Genomic DNA, 12,914 nt, shown 5'->3' with positions numbered 1-12,914 from the left:
TGTGTTTTTACGCAACTGCGACTAGCCTTGCGCACCCGCGTTGCTTGCAAGGAAACCCCGTTGTCTCTGAACAAACTGCAGTTCATCGCTGCGCCGGGTGGTCGTCTGACCGGCCGTGTGCGTGTGCCTGGCGACAAGTCGATATCGCACCGTTCGATCATGCTCGGCTCGCTGGCCGAGGGTGTGACCCGGGTCAGCGGCTTCCTAGAAGGTGAGGACAGCCTCGCCACGCTGCGCGCTTTTCGCGACATGGGTGTGAGGATCGAGGGTCCGGACGCGGGGCGGGTGGTGATCCACGGTGTCGGCATGCACGGTTTGAAGGCGCCGTCGGCGGCGCTCGATCTCGGCAACTCCGGTACCTCGATGCGCCTGATGACGGGGCTGCTCGCCGGGCAGGGGATGGAGGTGACCCTGGTGGGTGACGCCTCGCTCACACGTCGGCCGATGAAAAGGGTCACGGATCCGCTGGCACAGATGGGCGCACGGATCGACAGTGCGTCGGGCGGCACCGCGCCACTGCAGGTGCACGCCGTCGCGTCCTTGCGCGGCATCGATTACCCGCTGCCCGTGGCCAGCGCGCAGGTCAAGTCCTGCCTGTTGCTCGCCGGCATGTATGCCGACGGTGAGACCTGCATCAGCGAACCGGCGCCGACCCGTGATCACACCGAGCGCATGCTGCAGGGCTTTGGATACCCGGTGAGCGCATCGGCGGGACGCGTCTGTCTGCGCGGCGGCGGCCGTCTGCAGGCCTGTGACATCGACGTCCCGGCAGACATCTCTTCGGCCGCGTTCTTCCTGGTCGGCGCGAGCATCGCCCCGGGTTCCGACCTGGTGCTTGAACACGTCGGCGTCAACCCGACGCGCGATGGCGTGATCAACATTCTGCGTCAGATGGGCGCAGACATCGAGGTACTGAACCGGCGCGAGATCGGTGGAGAACCGGTGGCGGATCTGCGCGTGCGTTCGGCACCGTTGCGTGGCATTCGTATTCCACAGGACCAGGTTCCATTGGCCATCGACGAGTTTCCGGTGCTGTTCGTCGCCGCCGCCTGTGCCGAGGGCGAGACGGTGTTGACCGGTGCGGAGGAGCTGCGGGTCAAGGAGTCCGATCGCATCCAGGTGATGGCCGACGGCCTGCAGGCGCTCGGTGTCGACGCGGCGCCGACGCCGGATGGCATCGTGGTCCGCGGGGGGGCGATCGGCGGTGGCGCGGTGGACAGCCATGGCGACCACAGGATCGCGATGGCGTTCGCGATCGCCGCGTTACGCGCCGACGGCGAGATCCGGATCGACGATTGTGCGAATGTCGACACCTCGTTCCCGGGCTTCGTCGATCTCGCGACCGCGGCCGGCGCACGGGTGCAGGCGACCCATGGTTGAGCCGGTGGCGGTGATTGCGATCGATGGTCCGAGCGGATCCGGGAAGGGGACCATCGCGCAGCGCGTGGCCGATCGCCTTGGCTGGCGCGTGCTGGATTCCGGCGCACTCTACCGTCTGGTGGGCCTAGCGACCGAGAACGCCGACATTGGATTTGAAGATGAAAACAAAATCAGTGATTTATCTTCTAAAATTAATGTTGTTTTTGAGAAAAATCGCATACTGCTCGACGGCATCGATGTAACCGACCGGATCCGCACCGAGGGTGCCGGTAGCAATGCCTCGAAAGTCGCGGCGATGCCGGCCGTACGTGCCGCATTGCTCGACTGGCAACGCGCTTATGCGACGCCACCGGGGCTGGTCGCCGATGGGCGCGACATGGGAACCACGGTTTTTCCGGCTGCGGGGTTGAAGATATTTCTAACCGCAAGTGCGGCGGTGCGCGCAGAAAGACGCTATAAGCAGTTGATAGAAAAAGGATTGCCTGCTAATCTCGCCGCCCTTACGGAGGAGATCGAGGCGCGAGATGCGCGCGATCGAAATCGTAGTGTCTCGCCGTTGGCGGCGGCGTCGGATGCGATCCTTATCGATTCGACTGCGCTGGGTATCGACGAGGTCGTGGATCTTGTGCTGCAGCAGGCACGCAAGGTCTTTTCCGTTTCGGTTTGACGCGTCTGTGTCGAACCGGCCAGGTGCCCGGGCAACCGGGTTGAATGCAATCTGAAAAATCCGGATTGACCCAGCGTCACCGGTATGGTGGTCCGCCACGTTGCGGATCGGGAAATATCTAATGTCTGAAAGCTTTGCCGAGCTCTTTGAACAGAGCCTCAACAACACCAATCTCCAGCCCGGTGCGATCGTGATCGGTACCATTGTCTCGATCGACAACGAGCACGTGATCGTCAACGCCGGACTCAAGTCCGAAGGCGTGATCCCCAAAAGCCAGTTCCTCGATATGGACGGCAATCTCGAATGCGAGGTTGGTGACCAGATTGAAGTCGCGCTGGATGCCGTCGAGGACGGCTTCGGCGCAACCCGTCTTTCGCGCGAGAAGGCGAAACGCCATCACGCGTGGAACAAGCTCGAGAAGGCTTTCGAGTCGGAAGAGATCGTCGTCGGCCGTATCAACGGCAAGGTCAAAGGCGGTTTCACCGTCGAACTCGATCAGATCCGTGCGTTCCTGCCGGGTTCGCTGGTCGATGTTCGCCCTGTGCGCGATACCTCGTACCTCGAGGGTAAGGATCTTGAGTTCAAGGTGATCAAGCTCGACCAGAAGCGCAACAACGTCGTTGTATCGCGCCGTGCGGTGGTCGAACAGGAATACAGCGAGGAGCGCGACAAGCTGCTCGAGAATCTGCAGGAAGGCCAGGAAATCAAGGGCGTCGTCAAGAACCTCACCGATTACGGTGCGTTCGTCGACCTCGGCGGTATTGACGGTCTGCTGCATATCACCGACATGGCGTGGAAACGCGTCAAGCACCCCTCCGAGGTCGTGGAGATTGGCGACGAGGTCACCGTCAAGGTACTGAAGTTCGATCGTGAAAAGATGCGCGTCTCGCTGGGTCTGAAGCAGATGGGCGAGGATCCGTGGGAAAACATCACGCGACGCTATCCGGAAGGCACGCGGTTGTTCGGCAAGGTCACCAACATCGCCGACTACGGTGCCTTCGTCGAGATCGAGGACGGCGTGGAAGGCCTCGTGCACGTGTCCGAGATGGACTGGACCAACAAGAACGTACACCCGAGCAAGGTCGTCACCCTGGGTGACGAGGTCGAGGTCGTGGTGCTCGACATCGACGAGGAGCGTCGCCGTATCTCGCTGGGCATGAAGCAGTGCCAGGCGAATCCGTGGGAAGACTTCTCGCAGAAGTTCAACAAGGGTGACCATGTGCGCGGCGTGATCAAGTCGATCACGGACTTCGGTATCTTCATCGGTCTGGATGGTGGCATCGATGGTCTTGTGCACCTGTCGGACATCTCCTGGGACGACACCGGCGAGGCGATGATCCGCAACTACAAGAAGGGTCAGGAACTGGAGACGGTGGTGCTGGCGGTCGACCCCGAGCGCGAGCGTATCTCGCTCGGGATCAAGCAGCTCGACAAGGATCCGATCTCGAGCTTCCTGGCGATGCACGAGAAGGGCTCGTTCGTGACCGGTACCGTCCAGGAGGTCGACGCCAAAGGTGCGGTGATCGCGCTGGCAGATGGTGTCGAGGGCTATCTGCGTGCCTCCGAGCTGTCGCGTGATCGTGTCGAGGACGCGCGTTCGATCCTCAAAGAGGGCGACTCGATCGAGGCCAAGTTCATGGGTGTGGACCGGAAGAACCGGACGATCTCGTTGTCGGTGAAGGCCAAGGACATGGACGAAGAGAAGGCCGCGATTGCGACCTACTCGAGCGACAGCGGTGCCGGCACCACGGCATTCGGTGAGTTGCTGAAGGACCAGCTGGACGCCAACAAAGAATAATCGGTCGTCAAGGCCGAGACGGAAAACGCGGCGGCCGTTATGGCCGCCGCATCCACCAAGAAACGGACTGGATTTAGATGACTAAGTCAGAACTGATCGAAGTCATTGCTCGCGAGCAGAGCCACCTTGCCTATCGCGATGTCGAATTGGCCGTGAAATGCATGATCGAACAGATGAGCCAGGCCCTGGCGTCCGGCGAGCGTATTGAGATTCGCGGCTTCGGGAGCTTTTCGCTGCATTTTCGCCCGCCACGTATGGGGCGCAATCCGAAGACCGGTGATTCGGTGAAGCTCAGCGGCAAGTATGTGCCGCACTTCAAGCCCGGTAAGGAGCTGCGCGAACGCGTCAACCTGAAATTCGATGGCACCATGGAAGAAGAGCCCAACGAACAGGTGGGATGACAGGTGCGCAGACGCCTGGAGTTTGTACCGTGGAAAGGGCCGGCAGTTTGCCGGCTTTTTTATGCCCGAATCGACGTCGCGGTCATCCGGTCAACCGAGCGGGCGGGTAGGTGGCAGTCCCTTGCCGGTGGGGGTTCCAAGCAGTGGCGTGCGCCGCTATGCGGACAACGCCAGGGCGCACAGGTAGGTCGTCACGGCGGCAAAAAAGACGCCGATCTCGAACACCGAGCGCGACCGGTTGCCGCGCGCGGCGACATTGAAATCCATGATGCCTTCGATCTTGTCGTGGTTCATGTCGCGCATGAAGTAACGGCTGCTGGGCATGTGCGGCTCCTCTAAAACGTTCTCTTTAGGTTCTCTTTTAATTTAGCACGAAAAGAGAACAAAGCAAGAACCGAGATTGCGCTCATGTTAACCGCAGATAATGACAATATTCCGATATACGGTTATTGTGCAGCGCCGGGACATGCAGGGGCACCGTATTGGACCATCACCGCGTCGAGCATTGTGTCGAAAGGCTCTGTCTGAAGGGCTGTCGATCCGTCTGGTCGGATATCGATGCCCTCGAGGCGGGCAGGGTGCTTCCCGAGGTCCGCGGCCTGACACGTGCCGAGATCCATGCGGTGCTGCGAGAGCTCAAGGCGGTGATGGCCGTCTACGAAGGCAACTGCGTCGCCAGCTGAGCGACCTTGTAAGCCCGTCCCGGGGCGTTCAAACTCGACGGTCCGTCCAAAGAATCAAGATTTCTTCGCAATGCGTGTAGCTTTACGCATCGAAGTAGGCACCGTGCGCGGTCTGCGCGAGGGCGTGCCGAACCTGATGCGCCTGTTCAGCGAGTTCCAGGTCCGAGCGAGTTTCTTCTTTCCGCTGGGCCGCGATCTTTCCGGGAGACGTCCGTTTCACACGTGGCGCGATCGCAGCGCACTGGGGCTGCCGGCGCTTGCGTACGGCACCTTCCTGCCGGGTCCGGATCTGGCGCCGGAATCGCTGCGCCTGCTGCGCCTGGCGCGCGACAACGGTCATGACGTCGGCCTGTTCGGCATGTCGCCCGTGCGATGGGCGACGCGCCTCGCGCACGCCGAAGCGCCTTGGGTCGAGCGCCAGTACGCACGGATGATCGAGACCTACGCATCCGTCGGGGACGGTCGCGCGATCGGTCTGGCCACCCCCGACTGGCAGGTACACCCTGCGCTGCTCGCGGCGCTCGAATCGAGTCGTTTCTCTTATACGTCGTTTGGTCGCGGCAAGTATCCCTATCTGCCTCAGCTTCAGGGGCAGCGGTCGGCAGTACCGGAGATCCCAACCACTTTGCCATCGGTCGACGAGATGCTGCGACAGCCCGGGGTGACGCCGGACAATGTGCATGAATACCTGTACGCAGAAAGCCGTACCGTGTTGCCCGCTGGGCACGTGTTTTCAGCGAGTGCCGAACATGAGGGGCTCGCACGTCTCCCGCTGATGGAGAAGCTGCTGGTGATGTGGAAAGGCCAAGAGGGTGCGTTGCGCGCGCTCGGCGACATGCTGAGTGAAATCGACACGGCGACACTGCCGCACCATCAGGTCGGCTGGGGGACCGTGGTCGGCAGAGATGGACATGTCGCAATGCAGAGCGTCCAGGTGCCGACATGAGCCGCCGACGACTGTCCGATCGGACACTGAGCGCCTGGGTCTATGTCGCTGAGTCGGGGATCCATGGGCGCGGTGTGTTCGCCGCCCGGGACATCCCTCGCGGGACCTACATCGGTACCTTTCACGGGCCTGCGGCGCAACGCGATGGAACGCATGTGTTGTGGGTCTACGGATCGTCCGACGGGGCGCCTCCGGTCGGCCGGCGTGGCCGCAATCTCCTGCGTTTCCTCAACCATGGGGTGCGCTGCAACGCCGAGTTCGATGGCTTCGACCTGTATGCCTGTCGCCGCATTGGATGCGACGAGGAGATCACGATCGACTATGGTGGAACGCCGTGACGGTTTGGGTGGCGGAAGGTCATGACTGATTTGGGCGGTCGCGACACACTGTTTTCCGAGGAACGTCCCGGTCCGGACGGTTTCGTTTTCGACGAGGCCGTGGCGGCGGTGTTTCCCGACATGATCAAGCGCTCGGTGCCCGGGTATGTCGCGGTGATCAACATGATCCAGTTGCTCGCCGGACGCTACGCACAGCCCGGCAGCCTGTTGCTCGATCTGGGGTGTTCCCTAGGTGCGTCGACCGTCGCACTCGCTCGCGGAGCGGCGGGGCGCGGCTGTCGTGTGGTCGGCGTGGACAATGCACCGGCGATGCTGACCCAGGCGCGCGAATTAACCGCGCATTCGCATCTGTCGATCGAGTGGCAATGTGCCGATGTGCGCGACGTCGAGATCACCGGAGCCTCGGTCGTGGTGATGAACTTCACGTTGCAGTTCCTGCCGCCCGGCGATCGCCTCGCGATGTTGCGGCGGATACGCGACGGGTTGGAACCGGAAGGTGTCCTGATCCTGTCGGAGAAGATTGCCGGTGCGGATGCGCAGGAAGACGCATTGCTGATCGAGATGCATCACGCATTCAAGCGGGCCAATGGCTACAGCGAACTGGAGATCAGCCGCAAGCGCAGTGCGCTCGAGAACGTGCTGGTGCCGGAGACCCTGGCGGTTCACCGCGAGCGTCTGAGCGAGGCGGGATTCGCGCGCTCGGATCTGTGGTTCCAGTGTTTCAATTTCGTGTCGCTGGTCGCGCGCCGATGATCGACGCGGCGCGGGTCCGTCGTCTGTTGGATCATCAGGGGCTGACGCGCTGGGCGGATGTGATCGACGCCCAGCTGGAGCGGGTGTTGGAGCGCGCGCCACATGGCGACTGGGCGCGCTGGCGGGCGGCACTCGACAGTCTGCCGGCATTGGGTCAGGGGCGTCTGGGTTGTACCGACGGCGCCTGGCACCTGCAACCCGCGGAATCACTTTCCGAGTCGGACCTTGTTGTGCTGCAGGATGCTCTGCGTGCGCTGCATCCATGGCGCAAGGGACCCTATCGGATCGGCGAACTTCTGATCGATACCGAGTGGCGATCCGATTGGAAGTGGGACCGTGTCGTGCCGCATATCGCGCCGCTCGACGATCGGTTGGTGCTGGATGTCGGCTGTGGCAACGGCTATCACTGTTGGCGTATCGCCGAGGCCGGCGCGCGCTGCGTGATCGGTATCGACCCGACCGCGGTGTTCCTCGCGCAGTTCCTGGCGATCCATGGACTGGCGGCCGCTATCGACCCGCATTTCGTCGGTCGCGTGACGATGCTGCCGCTGGGCATCGAGGATCTGCCTGGCGATCTCGACCGTTTCGATACGGTGTTCTCGATGGGCGTGCTATACCACCGTCGTTCGCCGCTCGACCATCTCGGCGAGCTGCGAAGTGCGTTGCGTGCCGGAGGCCAGCTGGTGCTCGAGACGCTGGTGATCGATGGTGGCGTGGATCAGGTTCTGGTGCCGCAGGGGCGCTACGCGAAGATGCGCAATGTGTGGTTCATTCCCAGCACGGCGATGCTCGAGGTCTGGCTGATGCGCAGTGGATTCCGCCGGGTGCGTACTGTTGATGTGACGCCGACGACCGTCGAGGAACAGCGTTCCACGGCGTGGATGACCTTCGAATCGCTTGCAGATTTCCTCGACCCTGCCGATAACCGCTTCACCATCGAGGGCTATCCGGCACCGCAGCGTGCGATCGTGGTGGCGGATACCTGAGCATCACTTGAAGGAGAACCGTGGATGACGAGCGCGCCCAAGTTTTTCGTTGGACAGATCGTGCACCACAACCGCTTCAACTACCGCGGAGTGGTTATCGACGTCGATGCGGACTTCCAGGGCAGTGAGGCGTGGTACGAGCAGGTCGCGCGATCGCGTCCGCCGAAAGACCAGCCGTGGTATCGCGTACTGGTCGATGGGGGAGAGCACGAGACCTACGTCGCCGAACGCCATCTCGACGTCGCGCCGGACAGAACCCCGATCTACCACCCGCAGCTGAAAGACGTGTTCAGCGGCTACGAAGACGGCGCCTATCGGCATCGTACCCACTGACAGGGCACCGTCCGACGAACGCGGCGTTCAGTGGTAACGTCGCATCTGCCCGACCAGTACGCCCTGGATGCGTACCCGATCCGGACCGTAGTGCATCGGGCTGAGGCGGCTGTTCGCCGGGTGCAGCACCACCTCGTTGGATCGCTTCTCCAGACGTTTCAGCGTCGCCTCCTGGTCGTCGACCAGTGCGACGACGATCTCGCCGTTGCGTGCCTGCTGGCGGTGCTCGATCACCACCCAGTCGCCATCCAGGATGCCTTCCTCGATCATTGAGTCGCCGCGCACCTCGAGCACGTAGCAGGGATTGGGCGTACGCAGCTGAGGCGGTACCTCGATCATCTCCGGGTTGCTGATTGCCTCGATCGGTTGTCCCGCGGCGATATACCCGTACAGCGGTAGCGCATCCGTGTCGGCGCCCACCGCGGGTTCCTCTTCGACCAGCCGGATCCCGCGCCGCAGGTTGTTCATCGGCTCCACCAGCCCCGCCTCTATCAGTGCCTGGATCTGTTTATGCAACGACCCCCGCGAACTCAGCCCAAGCGCGTCGCACAACTCGTCCAGCGTCGGCGGATGCGGAAAATCGGCCAGGTGCTCGCGCAGATAGTCGTAGATCTCCTGCTGTCGCCGGGTGAGGGTGGGCGGGACCATGCTGTTCTCTCCGTGTTGCCGGATGGTTCTTTATCTGTTCTATACTGGGCTCGATTATAGAACAACCAGAGAACTCTGCCATGCCCGCCATCGTTTCGTCCGCAACCGCCACCGAGCGCGATCGCGTGGAGCACCTGACCGAACGCCTCAAGATGCGCTACCGCGACCGGATCTGTGCCGAGCTGACACTGCCGGCGCAGCCGGCACGAACGGCGCCGCTGCCGGACGATCTGGACCCTCGCCTGTACACGGCTCTGGAGGCGCGCGGCGTAGAGCGGCTGTATGCGCACCAGGCCGAGGCCTGGGAGCTGGCGCGGCAGGGACGACATTTCGTCGTCGTCACGCCGACCGCGTCGGGCAAGACACTGTGCTACAACCTGCCGGTCCTGCAGACGGTGTGCGACGGCGCGGGCAAGGCGCTGTACCTGTTTCCGACCAAGGCGCTGGCACAGGACCAGGTCGCCGAGCTGCTGGAGCTCAACCGGGCCGGCGACCTCGGCGTGCGCGCCTACACCTTCGACGGCGACACCCCCGGCGATGCCCGCAAGGCGGTGCGCACGCGTGGCGATATCGTGATCAGCAATCCCGACATGCTGCACCAGGCGATCCTGCCGCATCACACCAAGTGGGCACAGTTCTTCGAGAACCTACGCTACGTGGTACTCGACGAGATGCACAGTTACCGTGGCGTGTTCGGCAGCCATGTCGCCAATCTCATCCGCCGCCTGAAGCGTATCCTGGCGTTCTACGGGGCCTCGCCACAGTTCGTGTTCTGTTCCGCAACCATCGCCAACCCGGCCGAGCTGGCCACCGGCCTGCTTGGCGAGCAGGTGGCGTCGGTGACGCGCAACGGGGCGCCGCAAGGGGAACGCCGGCTGCTGCTATGGAATCCGCCGGTGGTCAATCCCGACCTCGGCATCCGCGCCTCGGCACGCTCGCAGACCAACCGCATCGCCCGCCTGGCCACCCGCAGCGGCTTGAAGAGCATCGTGTTCGCGCGCTCGCGGCTGATGGTCGAAGTGCTCACCAAGTATCTCAAGGACGTGTTCGACAAGGACCCGCGCCGACCGCCGCGCGTATTCGCCTACCGCGGGGGCTATCTCCCCACGCAGCGTCGCGAGACCGAACGGCGGCTGCGGGCCGGCAGTATCGATTGTGTGATCAGCACCTCGGCGCTGGAGCTCGGTGTCGACATCGGCAGCCTCGACGTGTGTGTCCTGAACGGCTACCCGGGGAGCATCGCTGCGACCTGGCAGCGCCTCGGGCGTGCAGGGCGACGCAATCGCACCTCGCTCGGGGTGTTGGTCGCCGGCAGCGAACCGCTCGACCAATACATCGTGCGCAACCCGGACTTCTTTCTCGGTGCCTCACCCGAGCATGCCCGCATAGACCCGGACCAGTTGCTCGTGCTGCTCGATCATGTGCGTTGTGCCGCGTTCGAACTGCCGTTCCACGACGGCGAGTCGTTCAGTGCGCGGCATCCGCTGGACCAGTTCATGCAATACCTTACGGACGCCGGTGTGGTGCACCGCGAGGGTGATACCTGGCATTGGATGACCGACGACTATCCGGCCAACGCGGTGTCGCTGCGTTCGGTCGCGGAGGGCAATTTTCTCGTCGTCGACCAGGAAAGGGACGGTCGCCAGGTCATTGCCGAGGTCGACTTCAGTTCGGCACCCGAGACGCTCTACGAGGGCGCGATCTACATGGTGCAGGCGGCACCGTACCAGGTGGAGCATCTCGATTGGGATGGACGCAAGGCCTATGTGCGGCCGACGCGCGCCGACTACTACACCGACGCGGTGGTCTACACCCGGCTCAAGATCCTCGACCGTTTCGCCGAGCGTGCGCTCGCGCAGTCGCGCGTCGCACACGGCGAGGTGCATCTGGTCAGGCGTTTCGCCGGCTACAAGAAGATTCGCTATTACACGCACGAAAACATCGGCTACGGCAACATCCACCTGCCGGATCAGGAGATGCACACCAGCGCAGTCTGGTGGGAGATCAGGCCCGGCGAGCTCGAGCGCGTACTGCCTTCGCGACAGATGGCGCTGGACGGTTTCCTGGGTGCTGCCTATGCGATGCATCACGTCGCGGCATTGCGAATGATGAGCGAGGCCAGCGATCTCGGTCGTGCGGTGGGCGATGGTGACGGTCGCTGGTTTGCAACCCAGGGTTCGAACGGACGCGGCCAGATGCGGGACGTCTCCGGCGACGAGGTCGCGCCGGACTATCAGGGCGTGTTCCGCCCAGCGGTGTTTCTGTATGACAACTACCCGGGCGGGATCGGTCTGTCCGAACCGCTGTTCGAGCAGCAGTCCGATGTGGTGCACGGGGCGCTTGAACTCGTGCAGCGCTGCGACTGCCGGTTTGGTTGCCCGGCCTGCGTGGGCCCGGTACTGGCAAGCGACGAGGAGCGCGGTTACTCGCCGCGCGAACTGGCACTGACGGTACTCGGCCTGCTTCAGGGTCTGTCGGCGGTTCGGGGAGTACCGGGGTGAACATCGGCGATCGTCTCAGACAGTTGCGCGGCGAGGCGCGGCCGGAATCGGACGATGCACTGGCCACGCGGCTGCAGCGCCTGCGTCCACCTGCGCGGCATGCAACGATGGATCCCGACGACTGCAGTGTGCTGGGTACCGCGCTGGCGGCCGAACAGACGACTGACGGTCTGCTGATCCGTGAACGCCACTACCGGCTGTCGCCCGCGTCGTGTGTCGGGGTCGACCCCTCGGCGCTGCCCGAGACCTGCCGGCTGCCACCGCTCGACTGGCTGTATATCGACACCGAAACCACCGGACTGTCCAGCGGCGTCGGCAATCTGGCGTTCATGATCGGGGTGGCGAGATTCTCCGCGACGGACCAGCTCGAGGTCCGCCAGTACGTGCTCGGTCGGTATGCCGCCGAGCGCGCGATGCTCACCGATCTGCTCGCGACCGTCGGCACCGCGTCGACCGGCCTGGTGAGCTACAACGGCAAGTCTTTCGACCTGCCATTGCTCGCCAACCGCTGTCGGATGCAACGGGTCGCGGCTCGAATCGATACCCTGCCGCATCTCGATCTGATGTATACGGTGCGTCGCGCCTATCGCCGGCACTGGCCGGACTGTCGGTTGCAGACCGCAGAACGGCGGTTGCTGGGCCTGCAGCGCGTCGACGACCTCCCGGGTGCACAGGCGCCTGCGGCTTGGCGTACCTGGTTGTGCGAACGCGACACCACGGCCATCGCGCGTGTGCTGGAGCACAATTTTCAGGATGTGGTTTCGTTGGCCTTGCTGCATCGATGCCTCGCCGGGGCCTACCTGGGTCAGGCTGATTCCCCGTTGGACCATGCGGCGATCGGCAGGGCATGGCTCGATGCCGGCGACCCGCAGCGGGCACAGCGCATCTGGGAGAACGCCGGCGAATCGCTCAGTGACGACGGTCGACTCGACCTCGCGCGGCTGTATCGTCGACAGGGTGACTGGGCGAGCGCCGAGACACAGTGGCTTGCGCTGTATGCGCGTGGCAATGCGGCGGCGTCGCTCGAACTCAGCAAGCTTCACGAGCACCGCCGGCGTGATCTGCGCGCGGCGATGCGTTATGCGGGATCCTGTACGGCGGACGAACGCGACGCACGCTGTAGCCGGTTGCGGCGCAAACTGGATGCCACGCCCCAGCTGACGCTAAGGCTCAGTCTGCGAACTCGATGAAGTAACCGGCGCCGTCGGGCGACGGTAGACAGCGCTGTAACTGGCCGGCACGGCGTGCCTCGAGCAGGCGGCGACCCAGCGGCAGAAACAGCGTCTCGCGGCCATCGCCGGCCGCGGCGTCGAAGCGAATCAGATAGCGCGTGGCGGTGCCCCGATCGCCGAGCAGTTGCTCCACGGTGTGCAGGGCCTGGTCCTCGTTCAGCCCCTGCAGATCGAGCACCGCATCCGCATCATCGGGCTGCAGTGCGAGACGTTGCAGCGGATTCTCGTCGAAAAACGGCACCGGCCGC

At 63.5% G+C, this 12,914-nt stretch carries 15 protein-coding genes; 12 read left to right on the top strand and 3 right to left on the bottom strand.

From position 1 onward, the window contains the following. Positions 1-60: 60 nt before the first annotated feature. From aroA to ihfB, 4 genes are all read left to right on the top strand, one after another. Positions 61-1,380, top strand: coding sequence for a 3-phosphoshikimate 1-carboxyvinyltransferase (gene aroA, locus H6955_01810; GenBank protein MCP5312262.1), 1,320 nt, complete (start codon positions 61-63; stop codon positions 1,378-1,380). After that, positions 1,373-2,047, top strand: coding sequence for a (d)CMP kinase (locus H6955_01805; GenBank protein MCP5312261.1), 675 nt, complete (start codon positions 1,373-1,375; stop codon positions 2,045-2,047). The genes aroA and H6955_01805 overlap by 8 nt, the downstream gene beginning before the upstream one ends. A gap of 121 nt (positions 2,048-2,168) precedes the next feature. Beyond that, positions 2,169-3,845, top strand: coding sequence for a 30S ribosomal protein S1 (gene rpsA, locus H6955_01800; protein ID MCP5312260.1), 1,677 nt, complete (start codon positions 2,169-2,171; stop codon positions 3,843-3,845). Between the two features lie 77 nt (positions 3,846-3,922). Beyond that, a complete protein-coding gene (ihfB, locus tag H6955_01795; protein MCP5312259.1) occupies positions 3,923-4,246 on the top strand; it encodes an integration host factor subunit beta in 324 nt (107 codons plus the stop codon). Positions 4,247-4,402: 156 nt separating this feature from the next. Here the strand turns inward: ihfB and H6955_01790 are convergent, their stop codons facing one another. Further along, positions 4,403-4,570 carry a hypothetical protein gene (locus H6955_01790; protein ID MCP5312258.1) on the bottom strand — a complete coding sequence of 56 codons (168 nt, stop codon included), beginning with the start codon at positions 4,568-4,570 and terminating at the stop codon, positions 4,403-4,405. A 158-nt stretch (positions 4,571-4,728) separates the two neighbouring features. Between H6955_01790 and H6955_01785 the strand changes: the two genes are divergently transcribed. The 6 genes from H6955_01785 (at position 4,729) to hspQ (ending at position 8,285) form a co-directional block, all read left to right on the top strand. Beyond that, a complete protein-coding gene (locus tag H6955_01785) occupies positions 4,729-4,929 on the top strand; it encodes a hypothetical protein (protein MCP5312257.1) in 201 nt (66 codons plus the stop codon). Positions 4,930-4,999: 70 nt separating this feature from the next. Further along, on the top strand, positions 5,000-5,875 hold the full coding sequence (locus H6955_01780) for a deacylase (GenBank protein ID MCP5312256.1): 876 nt from the start codon (positions 5,000-5,002) through the stop codon (positions 5,873-5,875). Beyond that, entirely contained in the window at positions 5,872-6,213 is a 342-nt protein-coding gene (locus H6955_01775; protein MCP5312255.1) for an SET domain-containing protein-lysine N-methyltransferase, read from the top strand. The genes H6955_01780 and H6955_01775 overlap by 4 nt, the downstream gene beginning before the upstream one ends. A gap of 21 nt (positions 6,214-6,234) precedes the next feature. Further along, on the top strand, positions 6,235-6,966 hold the full coding sequence (gene cmoA, locus H6955_01770) for a carboxy-S-adenosyl-L-methionine synthase CmoA (protein ID MCP5312254.1): 732 nt from the start codon (positions 6,235-6,237) through the stop codon (positions 6,964-6,966). Next, on the top strand, positions 6,963-7,952 hold the full coding sequence (cmoB, locus tag H6955_01765; GenBank protein MCP5312253.1) for a tRNA 5-methoxyuridine(34)/uridine 5-oxyacetic acid(34) synthase CmoB: 990 nt from the start codon (positions 6,963-6,965) through the stop codon (positions 7,950-7,952). Before cmoA ends, cmoB begins: the two co-directional genes overlap by 4 nt. Positions 7,953-7,976: 24 nt before the next feature. Continuing rightward, positions 7,977-8,285, top strand: coding sequence for a heat shock protein HspQ (hspQ, locus tag H6955_01760; GenBank protein MCP5312252.1), 309 nt, complete (start codon positions 7,977-7,979; stop codon positions 8,283-8,285). Between the two features lie 27 nt (positions 8,286-8,312). Here the strand turns inward: hspQ and lexA are convergent, their stop codons facing one another. Then, entirely contained in the window at positions 8,313-8,933 is a 621-nt protein-coding gene (gene lexA, locus H6955_01755) for a transcriptional repressor LexA (protein ID MCP5312251.1), read from the bottom strand. A gap of 80 nt (positions 8,934-9,013) precedes the next feature. Between lexA and H6955_01750 the strand changes: the two genes are divergently transcribed. Continuing rightward, positions 9,014-11,434, top strand: a complete 2,421-nt coding sequence (locus H6955_01750) for a DEAD/DEAH box helicase (GenBank protein ID MCP5312250.1) — start codon at positions 9,014-9,016, stop codon at positions 11,432-11,434. Further along, a complete protein-coding gene (locus H6955_01745) occupies positions 11,431-12,624 on the top strand; it encodes a ribonuclease H-like domain-containing protein (protein MCP5312249.1) in 1,194 nt (397 codons plus the stop codon). The genes H6955_01750 and H6955_01745 overlap by 4 nt, the downstream gene beginning before the upstream one ends. Here the strand turns inward: H6955_01745 and H6955_01740 are convergent. Then, a complete protein-coding gene (locus tag H6955_01740; protein ID MCP5312248.1) occupies positions 12,605-12,907 on the bottom strand; it encodes a hypothetical protein in 303 nt (100 codons plus the stop codon). The two genes, H6955_01745 and H6955_01740, sit on opposite strands and share 20 nt — an antisense overlap. Positions 12,908-12,914: the final 7 nt, after the last annotated feature.

This window comes from Chromatiaceae bacterium, from assembly GCA_024235395.1.
Lineage (GTDB): Bacteria > Pseudomonadota > Gammaproteobacteria > Chromatiales > Chromatiaceae > Thiosocius.
Note: the sequence above shows the minus strand (reverse complement) of the source record. Positions and strands in the feature narration are given on the sequence as shown.